19 protein-coding genes and 1 tRNA gene are annotated in these 22104 nt (G+C 40.8%); 2 read left to right on the forward strand and 18 right to left on the reverse strand.

Translation table 11 applies throughout. The features are described from left to right. Positions 1-57: 57 nt before the first annotated feature. The 12 genes from G631_RS0102450 to G631_RS0102520 all read right to left on the reverse strand — a co-directional run bounded on the left by G631_RS0102450 (position 58) and on the right by G631_RS0102520 (position 12086). A complete protein-coding gene (locus tag G631_RS0102450) occupies positions 58-498 on the reverse strand; it encodes a Mini-ribonuclease 3 (protein WP_026488098.1) in 441 nt (146 codons plus the stop codon). Further along, positions 483-1907 carry a cysteine--tRNA ligase gene (gene cysS, locus G631_RS0102455; RefSeq protein WP_026488099.1) on the reverse strand — a complete coding sequence of 475 codons (1425 nt, stop codon included), beginning with the start codon at positions 1905-1907 and terminating at the stop codon, positions 483-485. The genes G631_RS0102450 and cysS overlap by 16 nt, the downstream gene beginning before the upstream one ends. Positions 1908-2063: 156 nt before the next feature. Beyond that, positions 2064-2612, reverse strand: coding sequence for a 2-C-methyl-D-erythritol 2,4-cyclodiphosphate synthase (ispF, locus tag G631_RS0102460; protein WP_026488100.1), 549 nt, complete (start codon positions 2610-2612; stop codon positions 2064-2066). Positions 2613-2640: 28 nt separating this feature from the next. Further along, positions 2641-2946, reverse strand: coding sequence for an AzlD domain-containing protein (locus tag G631_RS0102465; protein ID WP_026488101.1), 306 nt, complete (start codon positions 2944-2946; stop codon positions 2641-2643). Then, positions 2943-3656: an AzlC family ABC transporter permease gene (locus G631_RS0102470; protein WP_026488102.1), complete on the reverse strand. Its 714-nt coding sequence runs from the start codon at positions 3654-3656 to the stop codon at positions 2943-2945. The genes G631_RS0102465 and G631_RS0102470 overlap by 4 nt, the downstream gene beginning before the upstream one ends. Before the next feature lie 95 nt (positions 3657-3751). Next, a complete protein-coding gene (locus G631_RS0102475; RefSeq protein WP_026488103.1) occupies positions 3752-5116 on the reverse strand; it encodes an alanyl-tRNA editing protein in 1365 nt (454 codons plus the stop codon). Between the two features lie 965 nt (positions 5117-6081). Then, positions 6082-6600 (reverse strand): CarD family transcriptional regulator, encoded by a 519-nt coding sequence (locus G631_RS0102495; RefSeq protein ID WP_026488104.1) that lies wholly within the window; start codon positions 6598-6600, stop codon positions 6082-6084. A gap of 217 nt (positions 6601-6817) precedes the next feature. Next, complete coding sequence (locus G631_RS0102500; RefSeq protein WP_026488105.1) at positions 6818-7375, reverse strand: GNAT family N-acetyltransferase; 558 nt, start codon at positions 7373-7375, stop codon at positions 6818-6820. A 1-nt stretch (position 7376) separates the two neighbouring features. Next, a complete protein-coding gene (locus tag G631_RS0102505) occupies positions 7377-7814 on the reverse strand; it encodes a hypothetical protein (protein ID WP_026488106.1) in 438 nt (145 codons plus the stop codon). Positions 7815-7838: 24 nt separating this feature from the next. Further along, positions 7839-9755 (reverse strand): EAL domain-containing protein, encoded by a 1917-nt coding sequence (locus G631_RS0102510; protein WP_026488107.1) that lies wholly within the window; start codon positions 9753-9755, stop codon positions 7839-7841. Positions 9756-9811: 56 nt separating this feature from the next. Beyond that, entirely contained in the window at positions 9812-11116 is a 1305-nt protein-coding gene (locus G631_RS0102515; protein WP_026488108.1) for an alpha-amylase family glycosyl hydrolase, read from the reverse strand. 28 nt (positions 11117-11144) lie between these two features. Then, positions 11145-12086 carry a phosphatase PAP2 family protein gene (locus tag G631_RS0102520; protein WP_026488109.1) on the reverse strand — a complete coding sequence of 314 codons (942 nt, stop codon included), beginning with the start codon at positions 12084-12086 and terminating at the stop codon, positions 11145-11147. A 209-nt stretch (positions 12087-12295) separates the two neighbouring features. On the opposite strand from G631_RS0102520, the gene G631_RS0102525 reads away from it, so the two are divergent. After that, positions 12296-12369: transfer RNA gene (locus G631_RS0102525), tRNA-Met, on the forward strand. A 244-nt stretch (positions 12370-12613) separates the two neighbouring features. Here G631_RS0102525 and G631_RS0102530 read toward each other — a convergent pair. The 5 genes from G631_RS0102530 to G631_RS0102555 form a co-directional block, all read right to left on the reverse strand. Then, positions 12614-13912, reverse strand: coding sequence for an IS4 family transposase (locus G631_RS0102530; RefSeq protein ID WP_026488110.1), 1299 nt, complete (start codon positions 13910-13912; stop codon positions 12614-12616). Between the two features lie 567 nt (positions 13913-14479). Beyond that, positions 14480-15523, reverse strand: coding sequence for a hypothetical protein (locus tag G631_RS0102535; RefSeq protein ID WP_026488111.1), 1044 nt, complete (start codon positions 15521-15523; stop codon positions 14480-14482). Positions 15524-15943: 420 nt separating this feature from the next. After that, complete coding sequence (locus G631_RS19835) at positions 15944-17410, reverse strand: GDSL-type esterase/lipase family protein (RefSeq protein ID WP_026488113.1); 1467 nt, start codon at positions 17408-17410, stop codon at positions 15944-15946. A 153-nt stretch (positions 17411-17563) separates the two neighbouring features. Beyond that, positions 17564-19138: a ribosome small subunit-dependent GTPase A gene (gene rsgA / locus G631_RS19840; protein WP_051196737.1), complete on the reverse strand. Its 1575-nt coding sequence runs from the start codon at positions 19136-19138 to the stop codon at positions 17564-17566. Between the two features lie 335 nt (positions 19139-19473). Next, complete coding sequence (locus G631_RS0102555; protein ID WP_026488114.1) at positions 19474-19755, reverse strand: hypothetical protein; 282 nt, start codon at positions 19753-19755, stop codon at positions 19474-19476. 222 nt (positions 19756-19977) lie between these two features. Here G631_RS0102555 and G631_RS0102560 point away from each other — a divergent pair, with 222 nt between their 5' ends. Beyond that, positions 19978-20778 (forward strand): SDR family NAD(P)-dependent oxidoreductase, encoded by an 801-nt coding sequence (locus G631_RS0102560; protein WP_026488115.1) that lies wholly within the window; start codon positions 19978-19980, stop codon positions 20776-20778. Between the two features lie 23 nt (positions 20779-20801). Here the strand turns inward: G631_RS0102560 and G631_RS0102565 are convergent, their stop codons facing one another. Further along, complete coding sequence (locus G631_RS0102565; RefSeq protein ID WP_026488116.1) at positions 20802-22094, reverse strand: hypothetical protein; 1293 nt, start codon at positions 22092-22094, stop codon at positions 20802-20804. Between the last annotated feature and the right edge of the window lie 10 nt (positions 22095-22104).

The raw sequence follows: 22104 nt of genomic DNA on the forward strand, positions 1-22104 counted from the left end.
CTTGCTAAACCATTGTGCCTACAGTTATCAAAACGACTATAATTTTCAATCCGATGTTCAATCCAGAATATCAAGTCCAAGCGTCTCAATTCCCAGTTTTACCAGCTCGCAGGCCCTATCCATGTTATCTGTAAGATATAAAAAACCCATAACAGCCTCAAAGCCTGTAGCATCAAGATACTCAATTGTTGATGCATTCTTGGCCTTGGTGTGAGGCTTGGAATTGCGGCCTCTTCTGTAGTAATCCTGCTCTTCTTCGGTAAGTTCATCCATGATAGCCTTTACCATGTCAGACTGAGTCTTGGCTTTAACAATACTGCTAGCCTTCTTGTGCAGGTTGTTAACAGCTGTATTACCCTTATTAACCAGGATTGAACGGATGATCACATCAAAGATTGCATCACCTATATAGGCAAGAGTCAGAGGAGAATAAGTCCTGATATCCTGAGACTCTATGCCAAATTTGCCATTTAAATATTCATTTAAATCAGCTGCCATTTAACGCCCTCTCTGGTGTCCTTAATTTCTACACCCTTTTCAAGAAGTTCTGCTCTTATGGCATCAGCAGTTGCAAAGTCCTTGTTTTTCTTGGCCTGAGCACGTCTCTCAATAGCATCAAGAATGAACTTCTCAAGCTCAGGATCAACATCTGCGCCCTGTGAAAGTGCCTTGGCATGTCCGATCAGATCAAGAGAAAGAACTTTATCAAAACTCTCTACAAGAGCAAGCTTAGTTGCATCGTTTGTATCAGCCTTAAGCGCATCATAAAGAACAGTAGTAGCCATAGAAGTATTAAGGTCGCCGCATACTGCATCTGCGAACTTCTCCTCAAACTCTCTTTTAACCTTCTCATCGACTGCACCGTCTTCCTTGAGCTCAGAAACTCTCTTAACAAGCTTGTTATAAGCAGCTACAGCCTGATCAAGGGCCTCATATGAGAATTCCAAAGGCTTTCTATAATGTGACTGAAGGCAGAAGAACCTGTATACAAGAGGATCATAGCCCTTTTCTTTTAAAAGAGATACAGTAAGGATTGCACCCTTTGATTTACTCATCTTGCCTGACTTGTCATTAAGATGATTTGAATGGAACCAGTATTTGCACCACTCGTGTCCAAGGTAGCTCTCTGACTGTGCAATTTCATTGGTGTGATGAGGGAAAATATTGTCAACACCACCGCAGTGAATATCGATATACTCGCCTAAATGTTTCATGGAAATGCATGAGCACTCAATATGCCATCCTGGGTAACCAACGCCCCATGGGCTGTCCCACTTAAGAGCCTGATCCTCAAACTTGGACTTAGTGAACCAGAGAACAAAGTCTGTCTTGTTCTTCTTGTTGGCATCTTCCTGTACATCATCACGAACGCCCACCTGAAGTGCCTCTTTTTCTACCTCAGATGAGAAAACGTAGTAATCCTTGAGCTTGGATGTGTCAAAGTATACGTTTCCACCAGCAACATAAGCATAGCCCTTCTTAAGAAGTGTATCTACCATGTTGATGAACTCAGGAATGCAGTTTGTAGCTGGCTCAATTACGTCAGGGCGCTTATTACCAACCGCGTCAAAATCAGCAAAGAAAGCATCTGTATAGTACTTGGCTATTTCCATAACAGTCTTGTGCTCTCTCTTTGCGCCAGCAAGCATCTTATCTTCGCCTGTGTCAGCATCTGATGAAAGATGTCCAACATCAGTGATGTTCATGACTCTTTTCACATCATAGCCTGCATATGCAAGGGCCTTGATAAGCACATCCTGCATAATGTAGGTTCTGATATTTCCAATGTGAGCATAGTGGTAAACGGTAGGTCCGCAGGTGTACATTGAAACCTTGCCTTCCTCCCTTGGGGTAAACTCCTCTACCCTTCTATCTAGCGTATTATAAAAAGAAAATTCGTGTGCCATTTTTATCTATTTCTCCTGATTTATTATTATATCTTCCAGCTAAATTATATAGCTATGTATATCTATTTTCCTGTATCTACAAGCATCTATTTTAGATGTCTTGCTTCTCTATTTTCTGCATATATACTGATACGTGTTATCGCCTTGCTCTAACAACTACTGCCTCTGACAGCCCGGACAGTTGCTACATCGGTCAGCACTTTCGCTGTCAAAAACTGTGGCACCTCTGTCAAACATAGAGGTAAGGCTACATATTGCCTGAGAAGATATGCCCTCTCCCGCTCCTGTAAATCCAAGGCCCTCCTCTGTGGTTGCCTTGACATTGACCTGTGAAGTCTCGATTCCAAGATCATCAGCAATATTCTGCCTCATAGTATCAATGTGAGGCCTCATCTTAGGAGCCTGAGCAATTATGGTTGCATCAATGTTCTCAACAAGGTAATTCTCCTCTTCAAGCATCCTGGCCACTTCGCGAAGAAGGACTCTGGAATCAGCTCCTTTATATCTTTCATCTGTGTCAGGGAAGTGTTTACCTATATCTCCAAGAGCTGCTGCTCCCAAAAGTGCATCCATTATAGCATGCAAAAGAACATCCGCATCCGAATGTCCAAGTAATCCCTTTTCATATGGAATCTTAACACCACCTATAATAAGGTCTCTGCCCTCTACAAGTCGGTGCACATCATATCCCATTCCAACTCTCATGTCAAATTCCTCGTACTTTCACTCTATATCATAAGAAAAACAGTTCAACTATAAACGCTGTAAAGCAAGAAATACCTGCAACTGTTAGAAGGCTCTTTTTATTAAGGGCCAGTATAAGCGCCATTGCAAAGCCCGCAACGGATGAATAAATATGATCCGTAGCAGATAAAATAGCAGGAAACGTCATCGCTGCCAGTGTTGCATAAGGCACATAATGCAAAAAAGATTTGATAAAAGTGCTCTTTATCTCTTTCCTGATAAGAGTAAGTGGCAGCATCCTTATAAGGTAAGTTACAGCCGCCATAAGGAGGATATAAAGATAAACTCTGCTCATGCCTTCTCCTCCCTGACTGGTGCTACTATTGCTGCTACTGCCGCAACAACTACTGTTACTATTATAATCCTAAAACCTGCAGAAATCATTTTAAGGTATGGAGCATAGGTAAATACACAGCTCATGGCCATAGATGAAATGACAACTGCCGCAATAGCCTTACTCACCCTAGTCTCTGGAATGATGATTGCAATAAACATGCCGTAAATTGCAAGTCCAAGGCTACTAATAAATATCTGTGGCAGGATCTGGCCTGCAACTGAACCAAGGATTGTTCCAAGAACCCAGCCAAATACAGATGTGATAATAAGACCGTACGAAAACAGCGGATAGAGCGGCCCCTTTTTAAAAATGCTCACAGCAAATATCTCATCCGTAACGCCATAGGAAATTCCCATTCTCTCAAGAGTGTTCACATCTTTCCCAAGCTTCTGTGAAAGAGCTGTAGACATCAGCATATATCGCAGATTAATAATAAACTGTAATATTGCAAGCTCCACAAAGCTTCCATTTCTAGCTATAACTTCCAGAGCTGAGAACTGACCTGCACTTGTCACATTCAAAAGAGAAGTCATAGCTGCCTGAAATGGAGTCATTCCAATCTTGGAACTCTCTATTCCAAAGGCAAAAGATACTGCTATATAGCCAAGACAAATCGGTATTGCGCTCTGGCATCCCAAAAGAAAATCCCTAAACGTACCTTTTTTCATAATCTCCCAACATCCTCATATGTCATTTAATTACTGTCTTGCCAGCTTTTGACACCTATATGATATACGACTTACATCATTTTCGCAATTCTACATCATTTTATAGCATCCACTACTGCCTCAATATCCTCTGTCTTAAGGCTTCCCTGGATCATCTGGGCAGAGCCGCCGCCCTTTGCACCGAACTGTGTTCTCATCATATTGGCAATTTCCCTGCAATCCTTGTCCTTATTAGAAGTTCCAACTATAAATCTGTAGCCATCTGCCGTGCTGCCTGCAAAGACGCCGCAAAAGCCGCTGTGATCTGCGGTCAGGAGATTCACAAGTTTCCTCATTGCATTGCCATCAAGATTCTTTTTGATAAGTACTACATTTTCAAGGCTCTTGTCTATCTCTTTTACCTCTGCCTCTATAAGGGCGCTGGTAGCCTCAGAAAGCTCCTGTTTGAGCTCTGAATTAGCGTTCGATAACTTCTTTACAGCAGTAATTATATTTTCAGAAGCAGTCGTGAACATGTTTGAAAGCTCAGAAACTATCTCATGTTCCTTGTTAAGATACTCCATAGCTCTTTTGCCGCACAAAATGTTCACGCGCACGCCGCCCTTGTAGTTCTGAAGGCCAACAACCTTCAAAAGTCCTATCTCTCCGGTTCTAAGTACGTGTGGTGCGCAGCAGGCACAAATATCAACGCCTGGAATAGTCACAATCCTCACATCCCCTGTAAGTTCCTTCTTGCTGCGATATGGAATATTCTCTAGTCTGCTTTCCTCCGGAAACTCACATAAAACCTCAAGATTCTGCCATATAACTTCATTGGCCTTGGCCTCAATCTCCCTGATTTCTTCCAGAGTAATGGGACCATTGTAATCCATGGTAACTTCCGAATCACTTAGATGAAAGCCCACATTATCATAGCCAAACCTGCTGCAGACAAGCCCTGAGAAAATGTGCTCTCCTGTGTGCTGCTGCATATTTGAGAACCTGTGACTAAAGTCAATCACACCATGAACTGTGGTTCCCACAGGAATTTCCCTGTCAACAAGATGTCTGATCATCGCAAAATGCTTGTCCGGTTTATTTCCTGCATTACCGTCCAAGTTATCGCCTTCATTCATCTTGCCATCACATTCCTGTTCACTGATGCTCACATGTAGGACCTGAGCTCTCTTAGCTCCATCCTCAAACTCCAGAACGCCGCCATCACTTCCCTGTCCCCCCTGCTCAGGGAAAAAAGCTGTCTTATCCAGGATAATTTCATACATATCCTGTGAGTTGCTAGCTTCTGTAATCATGCTAGTTTCTGCATTCCCACTTGCTTGTGCCTTACTGGCTTGTTCTTTACTTGCTTGCATCCCGCTCGCTTGTGCCTTACTTGGATTAATCTCGCATTTCCTACATTCTACAACCTTGGCCACAAACTCACTAATATACGCACTTGTATAATACAATTCTTCTGTCATATCTATCTCCATCCAATTAACGTAGCACTATTGCAATATTCTACCATAACTAGTTATTGGACTTAAAGTTTCAATTTAAGCCAGTCTGATTCACTCTTGTCATGCATAATTTATATTTTTTCTTTTTTGGCATCACTTGAACCCTGGCTTGTCATGCACAATTTTGATTTTTTCTTTTTTTGCATCACTTGAACCCTGGCCTGTCATGCATAATTTTGATTTTCTCTTTTTTTGCATCACTTGACCCCAGACCTATCATGCATAATTTTGATTTTTTCTTTTTTTGCATCACTTGAACCCTGGCCTGTCATGCATAATTTTGATTTTCTCTTTTTTTGCATCACTTGACCCCAGACCTATCATGCATAATTTTGATTTTTTCTTTTTTTGCATCACTTGAACCCTGGCCTGTCATGCATAGACTGTATTTTTCCTTTTCTTGCATCATTTGAATCCCGACTTGTCATGCAAAACTAGATTTTTCATTTGTCTTGCATCACTTGAACCCAGGCTTGTCATGCACAATTTTGATTTTTTCTTTTTTTGCATCACTTGAAACCCGGCCTGTCATGCATAATTTTGATTTTTTCTTTTTTTGCATCACTTGAACCCTGGCCTGTCATGCATAATTTAGATTTTTTCATTTTTTGCATCACTTGAACCCTGGCTTGTCATGCAAAACCTGAATTTCATGCCACCTTGCATTACTGATGAATGCTTTGGGCTTTAGGAGTGTTCTGCACCACGAGTACCAAGTCACCATTGCCGAGTAATTTCAAACTGTATTCATGACAATGTCTGGCAAAATCCAATACACAAGAACAAAGAGTCGCTAGCGACTCTTTCGCGCCCGAGCGGTATTGCGAAGCAATAAACTTCATCTCCGCGAGGTGCGCATCCACAGCGGAGCGTTTTTTATTGAATAGGAAAGCAATTTCCTCGTATTCAATAAAAAAGAGACCGCATTACGCAGTCTCTAGTGGAAGATCTGAGAGTTCTTCTAATACTCTTCTCTTGACAACATCTTTTTCTGTTTCAAGAGAAAATGCAAGCTCAGTGTAAAGAAGCTTTTCAGCCATATTCAGGTATTTCTCATTAAGCATGGCAAATTTCTTGCCCTCCGCCTCGCGGGTAGCCTTGATTCTGCGTAGAGCCTTCACAAGTCCCATCATCTCTTCGGCTACATTTCTCTTAATGATATCAAGTATTGCGGGCTCAGCCTTCTTACCCTCAGGAAGCTCAATTTCCGGAGTCCCCTCAATATCATCTATTAATCCTTCAGCATAGTCAGCGCTAATGACTTCACGTATCTTGTCCTCGGCACCCTCTACTGGAACATAGAGGACACTTCCGGCATCCACAGCGGAAATCATCATGTAATACTGTTTCTGTTTTCCCCTCTCAAGAAACGATGGCACGAGTATCTCACGTACCTTGCATAAACCATGACTACCGTAAATAACGCACTCTCCAATATTTAACATTGTGTTCCTCCTTGATCTGAAACAAAACCATCTGCTAACTTGAAAGCGCTTTCACAGCTGAGGATTAAAAAGACATGGTGTGGGTAGAATCCTTGGTTCCCCTTTACCATGTCCTTACTCGCATGTTGTAATTATAACATAATATTACTTTTTTTGTAACATTTTTACGCGCAAAAACCTAAAAAAATTTGTGTATCATATGGTCAAAGCTCACATTTTATCTGTCTTTTGCTGCCATATAATCTTCTCTGGTAATTACACTGATGTTCTCAATACGAGTCTCTCCAAGCATAGGTATTTTCGAAGTTTCATTGGTATATAAATGCTTAAATCCACATTTTTCCTGAACCTTCTGAGACCTTGTATTTCCCTGAAAGTACCCGCAAAGAATTCTACTTAGGCCTATATCTTCAAAGCCGTGGCGAATAAGCTCCTTTGCAGCTTCAGTTACAAGTCCCCTTCCCCAGAAGGGGTAACCAATCCAGTATCCAAGTTCTGCTTCATTCTTTTTAAGAGGCCTCTCAGGGCTCCCTTCCAGAGTAAGTCCTATGCTTCCAACTGGAGAATTTCCCTGGCCTTTGAGACAGATTGCATAAACCTCGTCCTTGGCAAAAATGGTACGTATAACAGCCCTGGAGTAGTCTTCATCCCTATGGGGAAGCCAGCCTGCAGCCGGCCCTATACGGTCATCGCTTGCATATTTAAAGAGGCCGGATGCATCTTCATCTTTCCAGCCCCTAAGTATCAGTCTTTCAGTTTCTAATACGTATCCCATATCAAAGACTCATATACTGGAAGCCAGTCTTGGCAGTAAAGGCATCCATAGATTTTTTGAACAGGGTAAAATACGCCTCTTCCTTGTGCATAGCTTCGTGAGAAAGGAAAAAAATAACCTTACCACTCTTTATGTCCCACTCAATATCGTGCTGCGGGTCAAGCGCCATGATATCCTTAAAAGAAAGTCCGTACTTTTCTCTGCAAAAATCATCCTGGTTATCCATATCCATTACCAGCTCAATGATCTTGTTCTTGGTCTTAAGAAGATTATCGCACTGTTCCAGCATGATCTGCTGAACAATATTGAGAGAGTTGATCTCGTAACCAACAAGCTTCATGTCGCCAATGATCCTGTCAAAATCGACAGCACACAGTTCAAATGGATCCACCTTGTTCTCACCATAGCCAAAAACAGCATTGTAAAGCCCTTCGTTCATATGAATCTCCTTTCCCTCAAGCCATTATCCATTGTCTTTGGAAAATATACCCTTCTGCGATTTCAAAAACTCCAAATACTCATCTTCCGGTATTGGTCTTGAATAATAGAAGCCCTGCAAGAACTCAACACCTTTATCTATCAGCATCTTGGCCTGATCAAGCGTCTCAACACCTTCAGCCAAAATATGAAGTCCATAGTCCTTTAAGAAGTTGATTGTATACTCCAACATCCTGAGATTCTCAGGTTTATCCTGATCCAAACAGTTCCAGACAAACTCTTTGTCCAGCTTGACCAGGGCATAATCCATTTTAAGTATCTCCAAAAGATTTGAATACCCAGCCCCGAAGTCATCCATTGAGAAAGTGCTTCCGTGAGCCTTTAGCATGTTTACATTTTCCTTAAAGGCCTCATCATCGCTGATATAAGAAGTCTCCGTAATCTCAAAGTTGATAAACTTAGGAGGAATATGATATTTCTCCATCTTATTTATTAGTCTGGCATGGGTCTGTTCGTCAACTACTTCGTTGCCGGAAAGGTTGACCTCGATCATCTTGATTCCATATCCCTGTAAATTGCTGCGGGCTATGAAGGAACAAACCTTCTCAAATACAATGTCATCTATCTCCTGGATAAATCCGCACTTTTCGGCAATTGGAATAAAATCCTCAGGAGAAATATAGTTCTCAGTCCTGGGTCTTCTCAGTCTTACCAGAGCTTCAGCAGATGAAAAGCTGCCATCTTCTACTGTCAGGATAGGCTGATAATAAACGTCAAAAGACTTCTCTTTTACCGCTGTTCTAACAATGTCCTCTATAGAATTTCTGTAAACCATCTTGTCTACAACATTGTTATCTATCACAAGGTTAGGCGAAGACTGGGTGTATACATACTCCTCAGAAACATAGCCAAGGATCTGAATGGCCTCATCCGCCGTTTTTGCATACTTAGGGCACTCCAGAACACTAAACGTCAGCCTGTAGTTCTTGCTTTCATTGTCCTTGAGACTTCCGACATAAGTCATATAGCTCTCAACATTCTCAGGAGTTCTGACTATTGAGCACAAGCTATTCCAGTTAAAAAGATATGACGGCACCCCAATGTAACTCTCCGTAAACCTGCCAACTGCCCTCATAAGCCCCGTCAGCTCTTTTCTCTCAGAGATTGACATAACATTGGTCTTGCCAGTAAAAATAACTGATACAATAAAAAAGTCCTTGCTAAAGCCTGCCGCTTCTAATAGTGCTACGTTAAAAGCATCGCGGTTAAGAACGCCCTGAATTGATCTTTCGAAAAACTCCTTGGGATTTTCCATAGACAGGAAAAGAATCAGCACCATCATCATCATTGCAATCGCCGAAACCTGAATGTCCCTGTTGAAGTACTGAAACAAAGCGCATCCCGCCCAGTTTGCAAGACCTGCCAGAACAGCAATAAAGCCATCCCTCGGAAGTCTCCCTCTGAAATATACAACTCTCACAAGAGATAAAAAGATATAAAGAAATCCCACAATATAGCAAGTATCAACAGCAGTGCCATAGTTAAAATACTTACCGTTATCACTAATTCCATAAAAAATACCACGAGCTATAGCATTAGCTATCGCAAGCAGCATAGGAATGCCGATCATCACCACTACAGTATTGGATATAGTCCGCGTTCTCGAGGTCCTGAAATACACATAAATACACATGATAAAGGCTGGTGCCAAAAGAGATGCCATATATAGGACCTGTGCAACGTGCCTTAAATTTACTAAAGACTTATCAGCATACCAGAATACCGCACATTCAAAGATTTCACACAGGTTGTTAAAAAAGACCGAAATTAAGAAAACAAAGAAAACCTTCGCAGAAACAAGCTGCGGCAGGTTCCTTCTAAGATAAATAACAAGAAGTATACTTGATACCAATATTGCAATTATAGGTGTACGAATTTCCATATATAAATTATAATATAAAACTCCTGTAGCAACAACTCATTTGCAACATTCATTCATCAAATCTGCAGTAAATATGAAGTATATCCTGGAATATTAAGTCCTCCTCCAAAATCTATCTCTTTTCCAGTTATAAGATCTGTGGCTCTTCCTGCTCTTGCATCAAAATCAGCATGGAACTGATTTTCATCAGCATTTATGACAACAATCACTCTGTCACCTTCTGCTTCTCTTTCAAAGATGCACTGCCTGTTAGTTAATAACAGCGACTTAAAATCTCCGTAAGAAAGAGCCTTGGAGCCTTCTCTTCCATGGCAGAGCGCGGCAATCGTATCGGTAAGCTCCGTCCACATAGGCTCATCAAAGCAAGGCCTAAGTGCAGGATCCCCCTGGGACTTATCTGCCTTTTCTCCCCATTCACTACCATAGTAGATTGTAGGAATTCCAGGCATTCCAAACATAAGGGTATAAATAAGCTTAAGATGCTCAGGCCTTTGAAGGACACTGGCAATCCTACTGACATCATGATTATCAACAAAAGATAAAAGGTGCCTTCCTCTATACAAAGTCCAGTTCTCCGGCCCAAACTGACGCAAAAGGGAATGGACTATTTCAAACATATTCATGCTGTTAAATGAGGAATGCATGCCCTTGTAACACTCATAATTAGTGGCACTGTGGCACAGGTCATCTCCCATAATGCGATTGTAATCTCCGCCTATCATCTCGCCCATGAGGAAAAAATCTTCCTTCCAGCCGCTACTCTCTCTTCTAAGCCTTCTGATAAAGTCCTGATCAAGGCAATAGGCCACATCAAGGCGAAGTCCATCAATTCCAAACTCATCAACCCAGAATTTGGCACTTTCCAAAAGATAATCAGTGACTGCCGGATTTTTCAGATTGAGTTTGACCAGATCATAATTGCCTTCCCAGCCCTCATACCACAAACCATCATTGTAGCTGCTGTTTCCGTCAAAGCTTATGTTAAACCAGTCCTTATAGGGAGAATCCCACTTTTTTTCCAAAACATCAGTAAATCCAAAAAAGCCTCTGCCTGCGTGGTTGAACACTCCATCAAGCACAACCCTGATGCCTTCCTTGTGGAGTTTATCACAAACCTTCTTAAAATCAGCATTAGTACCAAGGCGCACATCTATCTTTTTATAATCCCTGGTATTATAGCCATGAGTATCAGACTCAAATACCGGATTGAACAAGACAGCGCCTATGCCAAGCTTTTTAAAATGCGGAATCCAGTCTATGACTTTTAGAATCCTATGCTCTAGCTTTCCATCATTTTCGAAGGGCGCACCACAAAATCCTAATGGATAGATCTGATAAAAAGAAGTCTCATAAGCCCACATAGCTGATACCTCCTGATTTTTAAAGATCTTATTTATTGAAAAGACCTGACATTTTCTTAAAGCAAGCTGGGTATAACCCCATGCTGACTACAGATGCAATAAAATACCTGAAAACCCTTATAAGATGGGCTATAAAGTCGCCTCTTTCTAGTACTTCTGAAGGAAATGGAAGCTTTAAAAGGCTTGTGATAGCGCTAAAAATTGCTGCTCCCAAAACTAGTCTGAGCCCTATCTCTAAAGGTCTGTTGGTACTCTCAAACTTTATAAATCTCTCTTCTATTTCAACTGCAACAGAAAAACCAAGCATCATCCCAAGTCCTGTAAAATAGTCATCTGTCTTGCAGTAGAATACTCCAAGAAGGCTGATCACTGATAGTATCAAAAAGACAAGCCATCTCTTTTCATCTCCAGCTTTGTCAAATATTACCGGCACTATCAGGATCACAACAAGGCCCAATGCCCATCCGCACAGCACATCCGTTGGATAGTGAACCCCTGCAATTATCCTGGATAATCCAACAAGAACAGGCAGGATTACTCCAAGTGCCCTTATAAGCTTATTCTTGTAACACCTTGCAATGCCCCCATAGACCACAACTGAATTGGTTGAATGTCCGCTGGGAAAAGAAAAGCCCTGAGCTGCAATATCATAAATATCCGCGTCTTTTTCTACAGGCCTTATGCACTTTACGTTAGTATTATCAAAATACGGCCTTCTTCTGTTAGCTATATTCTTGACCATTGGGTTTAGGCAAAGCGCAAACATAAGCCCTGTTCCTACCTTAATTCCAGCCTTTTTATCAATACCCCAATACAAGAATCCCAGGATCATTATGAAAATCAATGTCTCTCCCAGCGCTGATAGCTGTGATAATAGTACTGCTCCCTTTTCGCCAAGTAGCCCCTGCAAAGCTTCCATAAGCCTCACTTCAAAGTCAAAATAAAAAGAGTTCCCCACAACTGCGTCCATACCTAACCTACTCCTCTGCTTTCTTCAATATTTGTCTACTTCCTTATATTCTATCATAATTGGTATGTGAGATTTCGAAACGTTTTATTGATAAATATAAAACGAGTATATATTTTTTGAAAAAAATTGAAAATTATTTGTTGACAATGCTCTCTCCACGCGGTATATTATACAAGTCGGTTGCGACCGACAGCAACACAATCACATATGGCGAGGTAGCTCAGCTGGCTAGAGCACGCGGTTCATACCCGCGGTGTCGAGGGTTCGAGTCCCCCTCTCGCTACTAAAAAAGGAAAGCATTATTGCTTTCCTTTTTTTGTTGCGTGTATGGGCGAAATGGTCTCTGGGGACGGGGTCAATGTCATTTAGATAGTAAAAAACTTAAGAGTAGTGTATCATTTAAGCCATGATAATTCCAAACACAATACAGCCAGTTCTCGGGTTTACGGTCAAAAATTCTATTTTTGAAAAAGGCAAACAGACAGTCTGGGGAGACTGCCTACTGAAAGGTATTTAGTTGTTTTGGGTTATCTGTATGATAACGGTTCAGCTGATTGGCGGCGTATAATTCTTTTGAATTTACGCCCCGGTCGGACTGGCACCAAGAATCTATTAATCAATTTCTCAAGATCTTTGACTGTTCCTATAACGTAAAGCCGCACAAACTTCTGCATTTGAGTGTGGTTGAAGTTATATTTGTGGACGGTGTTCAAGTTTTCCCTTTTGGTTATGGCTTTTGTGATACATGAAGAAAAGTTATAAAGAGTTAGCTTTCCATAGATTTCCTGTATCAGGAAATCAGATTTTATCGAGTGGATATGAACCATATTTCCGGCATATTTAAGGTGACGGAAAGCAGTTTCTTCGCCCCATCTTAAGTTGTAAAGCTTTTTGATTGAATCTAGTGAAAACATATCATTAGGAAGATTGGTTACTATATATTCAAAAGTGCCGGTAGAGAGAGGAAACTTTAGTATACGGAGCTTAAAAGAATCCACTTTATTTGTCCTATATTCGATAAAATCATAGCGATGCCACTTTCGGATGAAATGATAGTTTTCGTATTCGCAATTATTCTTCTTACGTCTACGTCCGATATGAATTGTTACATTCTCATCAACAAAGGAATTGTCCAGCAAATGCTTGTTGTCAAGGCAAAGAGACTGAGCATCGCTTTCCTTCATACGAATCAAGAAAAACTGATTATTATTGATTGCATGTGCATAAATGTTGAAAGAAGCATATCCACGATCAGCGATGAAGATTGCTTTTAGCATGTCATCTGAATGCTTATCGAGAAACTTGCAGAATGCATCTCTTTCATTCATTTCCTGCATTCCTTGGAGTTCAATATCAATAAATATGTCATTCATGACATCATAAAGTGCATTCATATGAATCTGATTGAATCCTTTTCGGCCCTCAATGTTATCAACGAGAGTGCCTAAATCTGAAGGATTGTAAGGAAGATTGAGCCGAGTACCATCGCAGGCAACAAGCTGATATCCATGAAAAGTTTTCTCTTTGGGAATGCGTTTGTTGAACAGATAGAACAGTTCCTGGAAAGCTTCTTTTTTGATCTGATTGCGACGTTGAATCATTGCTGAAGGCAGAGGGAGCTCTTCTTCACCGAACAGGTCGAGTAATTCTGTGGCAACGTTGTCTGCACCGGCAATCATAGGAAACAGCATGGTTTGCTCAAACGATATCTTCTTTTTCCGGGTAAAATCGGAAGATGGATTTTTTAAGAATTCATCCCTTCGTTCCAATAGGGATGAAAACACCGAGAATAGATTTTGACGTATTTCAGTAACAGTAAATGACATGTCAGCACCTCCGTAAAAATGTCTTATAATCAAGGCGCGGCAACATTTTTTGGCTGACTTGTCAAGCAGTTTTCGCAGAAAACTGCAAAAAAATCAGAGGGTATTTCACCTCTGATTTCAGTAATATATTTAATTGTAACTATAGGATTGGGACGGGAAATCCTTATCTAAATGGCATTGGGACGGGGTTTGTGGTCCATTTTGGATTCCACAGTGGTCATTGGGGCGGAGTTTGTGCTTCATTTTTTATACGCATTTGGTCATTCCTGTACTTTCATGTAATGAGATTTTAAAACTTGCTTATATTCATTTGGCTATTTCACCACTTTCGTATAAGCTAAAAAGTAAATAACTCAATAACTTCTTTATCTTGTTTATATGATTTCACTCTCGCAGCCACTTTCGTGTAATGATGACGCCATAGCCTACTTATACGCATTTTGCTATTTTCCCTTTTTCGTGCAATAGAGTCTTAAAACGTGCTTATACGCATTTAGCCATCTCACCACTTTCGTGTAAAACAAGAAATTAACTAACTCAATAGCTTCTTTATCTTGTTTATATGACTCATATCTGACTGTCTACTGTGCTGCCCTTAACATCATTTGAAAGAAGGCTCAGCTTATTGAGGATATTCGTAATTTCAGAATTAACAGCATTCTGTGTATCCTCCATGGATGTACCTTCAGAAATAATGGTCCTCTGGGCATCCTCTGCTCCCATACTGTCTGCTTCGGCACGCTCTCTTCTTGCTATGGCCCGTTTGGTGTCAGCGCTGGTACGCTGGCTCTCTGCAGCGTGCTGCTTGATGTTCTCTATCATTTCCTGCTGCATTGCCTCTTTTTCAAGCTTCTTCGCTTCTTCCTTCTTCTCCTCTTTCTTCTTTTCCGCAGCCTCTTTGACCTCTTCCTCGCGCTCTTTCTGCTCTTCATCTACATGCTCAACTGCTTCCTGAGTCAAAAGAGCTATTGCCTCGCCGTTTGCTGCATCCATAATTTCCTCTGCGGCATCCTGGGCTTTTAGCATATCCTGAGATTTTGCCCGCTCTCTTTTCATATCTGCGTAGCCTTGAACATTTCCCATCTGCTGTGCTTTGGCCCTGTCTATATCAAGGGAGTTCTGCTGATTTGCTGCCACATAATAAAGTGCTTTCTGTTGATACTCCGACATTTTACTGATTTCTTCATCAGATAATCCGTCCTTGGAATTATTCATCTTAAACGCCAGCTTTGACAGTTCTTTACTCTCTTCACCTTCTGAATCAATACCATATTCTTCCTGTAGTTCTTTTAACCTGGCATCATTCTCCATCGTATCAGCAGTCTTTTCGCTTATCACATCCTGAAGACGCTTTATTTCATCTTTAATGCCCTGCATCTGAGCATCCAACTTCTTCTCGCCGCCAAAAGCATCTGACACAACCTTAAGTGCCTGCTTTCTTGCAAGCCCCTGCCTCTGCTGGACAAGGCTTTCACCTTTAAGATTAGCCCCAGATACTGAAGACAGACTGCCACTCTTATGTACAGACTGCCCTGCACCTGTGGCAGCCCTTGCATTATCCTGATTTTGAAAAGGATTTATTTGAACATCCGTGTTCTGTTGTATTTTCATAAAGTACCTCCAAAATGGTCCTAAGAGACGGAGTTAACGGTTAATTTCAAACCAAAGTACTGACCGCTGCCTGCATTTCTACATACTCATCCTTATCTATACATATATCGTCACAAAACAATAATAATTTAAGCGCGAACATCAAAAATTCCATACCATTCTGCTTTTTTTCCTGTCTATTCTCAGCTTTCTTTTGTTTAGCCTTTTTCATCGAACAAAGAGTCGCTAGCGACTCTTTCGCGCCCGAGCGGTATTGCGAAGCAATAAACTTCATCTCCGCGAGGTGCGCATCCACAGCGGAGCGTTTTTATTGAATAGGAAAGCAATTTCCTATTCAATAAAAAAGGTCCGCCGCCCGATGATTAAACATCTAATGCGACAGACCTGTAAAAAGTCATAGGAGCGGTGTCAAGAGGACCATTACGGCGTATCCCCAGCCTCTGCTTCTGACTGATCGGACGGTGTTTCAGACTGGTCTGGAGCTTCGACTTTTGAGCTGGCAGCTGAGCTTGCAGCGGTGCTAGCCTTTCCGCTTCCCTCGTTTTCTTCATCGTCTTTGGGCGCTTCTTCGCTTCCTTCCTCGTTTTTCTTCTTTTCTTCCTCTTCAGCTTTCTTTCGCTCTTCCTCTTTTTCTCTCTCTTCTTCAGCCTTCTTTTCTTCTTCAGCCTTCTTCTTCTCTTCCTCTTCTAGTTTCTTCTTCTCTTCCTCAGCCTTCTTTTTTTCCTCTTCCTCTTTCTTCTTTTCCTCTTCCGCCTTCTTCTCTTCTTCCTCTTTTTTACGCAGTTCCTCTTCAGTTTCTGTACTGCTTTGTGTGCTGGCATCAGAAGAAGTCTGGTTTTCTGCAGTTCCAGTCATCATTTTCATAAGATCATCAATCTTATCTTCATCAATTCCTGAGTCTTTGCCCATGGTAACCTTGATTCTGTTAGGATCAGGCTTGATATACTTAACAACATATTCGCCCTCATCAGATATCTGGGGCACAGGATGTTCTACTATGTACTTGAATATGGCCTCACACCCTTTTCCGGAATAATGAAGCCCATCGCCGCCGTTATACTCAGACTTGACCTGTCCATCAGGCCCTTTGAGGATTTCCGCGATATTAAGGTAAAAGATATGCTTCTCCTTGGCAGTTTCCAGAAGAAACTTATTATATTTGTCTATCATTGCGTTCTGGACATTATTTTTGTATATTCCGTTGTCATCAACAGGGCCTATTGCCACAAGTACAATATTGGAATTAGGCGCCATCTCGGCCACACTGTCGATAAGAGAAATAAACGTATTCCGATAATGTTTCTCACTGGGATCATTTATCCCGTTTACTCCCAAAAGAATATAAATAACAGGAGCCTGATGGGACTTAAGATAAGTTTTTAAGGTATATTCTTTTCCAGCATTATTGATAAACTTATTGGATGCAAATGCCGGATGAGATATGCCAATCTGGGCCAGTGCGGCATCATCGTTAAAAAAGCCATAGTTGACCATGGCAACTGTCCTAGAGTCGCCAAGGAATACACACCTGTTAAGATATCCTTCCTTGGCGCCTTCTTTTTTCGCAAGTATAGTTGTATCCGAAGTTGATTCAGTCTTCGTCCCTTCGGTTGCAGTCTCGACAACAGGCATATCTCCCTCAGCCAGATTTGAGTCTCCGCCAGCAGTCATTTCCTCACCAGCAACCTGAGCATCACTGTAGCCATCAGCCAAATCTTTGTCCATTGAACTTATTTTGATCACAATGAGCACAATGATTGCAATTATAATCACAAGCATGGACAATGAGGCGATGGCTATCGCTCTTCCACCAAGGCGCTCCACCATCTCCTCAAACCAGTTGCTCATAGATTTTTTCCTACGTTTCTTAAATGTGTCTTTTCTCATCAGGTCCCTATTCTCCTCCAATGAAATCATCGGTGATTTTAAATTTCTTATTTCTTATATTTGTTCGGGTCATAAAGTCAAAATACATAATACGCAAGCATGCACGTGCTTTTGACTTTTGACACCTATATAAGTATATCATTAGAACGGCGATTATTTTATCTTTCCGTATTTTTTATACTCCTTCTGCCACTTTGAGATCATCTTCTTTTTAGCATAGTTGCGTGTGTTTTCTGCCCCAAGATTCTTGTATAGTTCATATCTTTCTAAAGAAAGCTCGCCACTTTCGATGGCTGCCTTGACAGCGCAGCCAGGCTCTGTTTCATGCCTACAATCGCTAAATCTGCACTGGCTCTCAAGTTCCAGAATATCAGAAAAAGTATCATCTATTCCATCCTGTGTATTGGCCATTCCAATTTCTCTCATGCCTGGAGTGTCGATTATGGATACACCATTTTCAAGGCAAATCATCTGTCGATGCGTTGTGGTGTGCCTTCCCTTGTCATCATCTTCCCTTATCTCAGAGGTTTTCATGGTTTCTTCCCCTGTAATGGCATTTATCAGAGTCGACTTCCCAGCTCCTGAGGATCCCATCAGACAAATCGTATTGCCAGGCTCAAAATATTTATCCAATTCATCAAGACCAATACTATACAGGGCTGAGATTGCATGAACTTCCGTTTTATCTGAAATGCTCTCAACCTCTCTAACGTAACGCCCAACGTTATTGCACAGATCTGTCTTGGTAAGAACAACAACAGGGATTGCCCCACCCTGCAAGGCAATACTCACATATCTGGCAATGCGGTTATAGCTATAGTCTTCATTAAGAGAAGTAACTATAAAGCAGTAGTCCACGTTAGAGACCATATTCTGCATCACGCCGGTTTTGGCCTGGTCAGGCCTCTGCAAAAAAGTATTTCTCTCACATACAGAAACTATTATACTATCTCCTCTTCTGTTATAAAGAAATGTCACATAATCTCCAACAACCGGGACAATATCAGAGTTCTTTTCAAAAAAATTTCCTTTAAGCCTTGCAGAAATCTCCTGTTCCCAAAATCTAATTTTATAACTATTCCTGCTTACTTCCGATATTCTGCCAAGTTTTTCAACATGAAGCCACTGGCATGAAAGTTTAAGAGGCTTATAGTAAGGAAAACCCTTTGTAAATTCCTGTACACTTCTTTCATCTTCACACTCTTCAAAAACAGGCGCTTCATAGAAATATCCGTGAACCCTTTCAAATTCATCGCTCAGAGGATATGCCATAAAAGCGTCACTATTTCCAAAGGCAGGATGAATTATTCCGAAATGATCGCAGGTCTTAAACCCATGTCTTGGATAATACTGCGGTTCACCGCATATTACAATCCCCTTATATCCTGCATCTCTGGCAAGTGCTATAGTCTCTTCTAATAATCTTCCGCCTATTCCCATATTGCAATAGATGGGCTCAACTGCCAACGGACCAAAGCACAAAACCTCATGCTCTTTATCCCCATCTACGACTCTGGCTTTTGAATAAAAAATAGCTCCTACAATCTTCCCATCAATTTCTGCCACGCGACTTAGCTTGGGCAAATATTCCCTGGCATCTCTAAGCCTATGTACCAGATAATGCTCATTACATCCCGGTCCATGAAGGTTCCAAAATGCTCGCATTGTCATTAGTTCAGTAGCGTAAAAATCGTCCTTAGTTTCTTTTCTGATAACTATATTATTCATTTCTGTTTTGTCTCCTTGTAATAAGTTTTTACAACATCATTTTTCATCTAGAGTGACTTCTTGATCGCAATAATTTAAATGCGTTCAAGAATCTATGGAGACCTCGAATTTGGAAAATGCCCAGAAATAGGCAAAGAAAAACCGCAGCTCACTAGCCACGGTTAAATAAGCGTCATAAAATAAAGCAAGTATTATAAGGCACAAACCGAGGTCATCATACTGTATTTAGTTACAATCTCTGTTCTAACTACACGCATCAAATTTACCTCGCTTTCTCCTTTATTTGGTATATCTTAAGTCTATCAGCATATCAGAATCTAGTCAACTTGAGTTTCTCATTTGCCTAATGCTTTCAACATCTCCATTGCTTTAGCATAAGATTCTTTCATTTTAGCCGGGGTATTCGTTATTATTCCTCTGCTCTTTGCCCTCGACAATAGTCCCTCATTATCACAAATGAACAGAATATCAGTATCACCATCTGCGATAATTCTTGCAGCCCTCTCAGAATCTACTTTTTCAATAGCAGCATGATGTCTCTCACTCAGCATAGCAACTTGCTTCGTAAGTATTTCATCCTCATTCCCATCAACACAAATAATTATTTTCGAATACATAATATGCTCCAAATCACAATTATATTTATAACAAAAGAAATGACAGAATTATAGTTATTCATACTATTATTCTACCATCTATATCGTTTTGAATTGTAAAAGATGGAAAAAAAGTCGTAAAATGAAGAGAGACTTGTTTCTATTTACTCATTTGCGAAAATATCATAATGTTATTTTGTGGCATGTTTATCACTCCCTTTTTAAGAATATGGAGGTTTTTATATGGTCGCTATCGTTACAGGTGCCAGCTCTGGGTTCGGATATGAGGTATGTAAGCAATTGGTTGAAAAAGGTTATAAAGTCTACGGTATCAGCCGAAGGAATCATGCGCCGACTGGCGTAACAACTTTTTGCGCAGACGTATCTGATGGCAATTCCGTTCGATTAATAGTCGATGATATTGCACTTAAAGAAGGCCGAATTGATTTGCTGATTGCAAATGCAGGTATGGGCATTTCGGGTCCGGTAGAGTTGACTTCAGAAAAGATGGCCCGACGAATCATGGATGTCAATTTCTTTGGCCAAATTCATATCGTTCAGGCAGTTCTTCCATATATGCGCGCACAAAAGGGCGGTACTATCGTTTTTGTAAGTTCTGTAGGAGCTTCTATCGCATTACCTTTTCAAGCTTTTTATTCTGCAACTAAATCAGCGGTTAATTCCGTGGCACTGGCACTTCGAAACGAGGTGCGCAAATATGGAATATGCGTAACAGTGGTCATGCCGGGAGATGCAAGCACCGGTTTTACCGATGCACGAATCAAGCATAACGATTGTGATATTGAAACTACGGATAGTGCAGCTTTATATCCAGGATACGGCAATGCAATTGCCTCTATTGAAAAAGACGAGAGAAATGGTGTGTCTCCTGAACAGGTTGCTAATGTTATAGTTTGCGCAGCCTGCAAAAAAAATCCTGCTCCGCTTTACGTTGTGGGCATCAAATACCGCTTTTTTATATCGCTCTATAATATTTTGCCTAAAAGGATAGCCATATGGCTTGTCGGAAAATATTACCTGTGATCATGCTTAGAATTCTTTTTTCCTTATTCGATACTGTTGGAGAGCATATACATGACATACTTCCTTGTATCATAAACTGATTCAATAGTTTTTTGAAGTTCCTCTTCTTTGCCCTTCCTTATTTCTTCCTTTTTCTTCCTGATATATTCTGTCTCGTGGCCCATCAGTTTAGATAAATAGAGGATTCCCGCAAGCCTGTTTGCATCTCTGTTTTCGTAGGCTCGCCTTACATTCTTTTCCATCTTTTTAAATACAAGATTAGCAGGTAACTCCTTTAGTAGCTCTGCAGCAGGTATGAAATAGGCTTCATCTACGTCTCTTAAGCAGTCAAAAAGAAAATCCAAGCCCTCTTTCTTTTGAGAATCATTTACAAGTTTTATAAGTTCAATACCATTGCAGACGCTATATTCATTCTTATACATCTCAAAAACAAGATAATCAGAAAGCGGTATTTTTTTTCTTCTTACTGCCAACGCAGTATTTTCAAGTTCATTGGCTGTAAGAACTCTTTCAAAAAAGTACTGATTTTCCTTAACTTTCGTGGAATGTGGGGTATACTTTTGAAAACCTAATTCTCTAAATACCTTTTTATTACTAAGTATGTTCTTTTCCCATTCATAGCGCATCCTGCTCCAGTCAGCCCTAGACAAAGTTCCATATTTTTTGCTGATTTCATTAAACACATTTTCAGCAGAAGATGGCAAAAACTTGTAGTACATCCCGCGCGCATCCAGGAATTCTCTGATCTGATCCTTTACATCAGCTTTCTGGGCCCTTTTAGGAAGCTGAATAATTGCACCGTCAATTGTATAGAGATAGTTGTTATTCTCGTTATAACCGCATAAAAGATCAAGCGGCAGGTAACTTCCCAGTAGCTGCATCCACTTTTTATCTTCGCTTAAATTTATGAATTCAGACGAATTTCCTTTTTTATCTATATAGGGGCTAAAGCTATAACTGCCAATCAACTCATCTACCTGATCATCTCCAAAGAGTTTTCCAAAATGAGGTACCTTTTCAAATGGCTCTTTTGGCAAGTATTTCTCAGCTTCATCCATTGGAGAAACCTCTGGATGCCTTGCAGCTACTATCCTTTCTTCCAGGCAATCCATCAAAAATCCAACTATAACTAGGCCAAGAAATGGAAAAATAAAGACTGCAATTTGAGTCAGGGTGCTATTATTGAAAGTGTCGTCAACAAACTTCACAATATATATTCCCGGAATTAGTCCCAGCATCTCGAGAATAAAAGTCAGTAACCCAAACAGGCAACCAGCCGATTCTTTTTTAGTTCTATTTGGCCTTGCATACCTCAATGTCTTACGC

Source organism: Butyrivibrio sp. XBB1001 (assembly GCF_000424505.1).
In the GTDB taxonomy this organism is placed as follows: Bacteria; Bacillota; Clostridia; order Lachnospirales; family Lachnospiraceae; genus Butyrivibrio.

Coding starts and splice junctions, on each gene's coding strand:
- G631_RS0102450 (WP_026488098.1), bottom strand. CDS start 498: ATGGCAGCTGATTTAAATGAATATTTAAATGGCAAATTTGGCATAGAG.
- cysS (WP_026488099.1), bottom strand. CDS start 1,907: ATGGCACACGAATTTTCTTTTTATAATACGCTAGATAGAAGGGTAGAG.
- ispF (WP_026488100.1), bottom strand. CDS start 2,612: ATGAGAGTTGGAATGGGATATGATGTGCACCGACTTGTAGAGGGCAGA.
- G631_RS0102465 (WP_026488101.1), bottom strand. CDS start 2,946: ATGAGCAGAGTTTATCTTTATATCCTCCTTATGGCGGCTGTAACTTAC.
- G631_RS0102470 (WP_026488102.1), bottom strand. CDS start 3,656: ATGAAAAAAGGTACGTTTAGGGATTTTCTTTTGGGATGCCAGAGCGCA.
- G631_RS0102475 (WP_026488103.1), bottom strand. CDS start 5,116: ATGACAGAAGAATTGTATTATACAAGTGCGTATATTAGTGAGTTTGTG.
- G631_RS0102495 (WP_026488104.1), bottom strand. CDS start 6,600: ATGTTAAATATTGGAGAGTGCGTTATTTACGGTAGTCATGGTTTATGC.
- G631_RS0102500 (WP_026488105.1), bottom strand. CDS start 7,375: ATGGGATACGTATTAGAAACTGAAAGACTGATACTTAGGGGCTGGAAA.
- G631_RS0102505 (WP_026488106.1), bottom strand. CDS start 7,814: ATGAACGAAGGGCTTTACAATGCTGTTTTTGGCTATGGTGAGAACAAG.
- G631_RS0102510 (WP_026488107.1), bottom strand. CDS start 9,755: ATGGAAATTCGTACACCTATAATTGCAATATTGGTATCAAGTATACTT.
- G631_RS0102515 (WP_026488108.1), bottom strand. CDS start 11,116: ATGTGGGCTTATGAGACTTCTTTTTATCAGATCTATCCATTAGGATTT.
- G631_RS0102520 (WP_026488109.1), bottom strand. CDS start 12,086: ATGGACGCAGTTGTGGGGAACTCTTTTTATTTTGACTTTGAAGTGAGG.
- G631_RS0102530 (WP_026488110.1), bottom strand. CDS start 13,912: ATGTCATTTACTGTTACTGAAATACGTCAAAATCTATTCTCGGTGTTT.
- G631_RS0102535 (WP_026488111.1), bottom strand. CDS start 15,523: ATGAAAATACAACAGAACACGGATGTTCAAATAAATCCTTTTCAAAAT.
- G631_RS19835 (WP_026488113.1), bottom strand. CDS start 17,410: ATGAGAAAAGACACATTTAAGAAACGTAGGAAAAAATCTATGAGCAAC.
- rsgA (WP_051196737.1), bottom strand. CDS start 19,138: ATGAATAATATAGTTATCAGAAAAGAAACTAAGGACGATTTTTACGCT.
- G631_RS0102555 (WP_026488114.1), bottom strand. CDS start 19,755: ATGTATTCGAAAATAATTATTTGTGTTGATGGGAATGAGGATGAAATA.
- G631_RS0102560 (WP_026488115.1), top strand. CDS start 19,978: ATGGTCGCTATCGTTACAGGTGCCAGCTCTGGGTTCGGATATGAGGTA.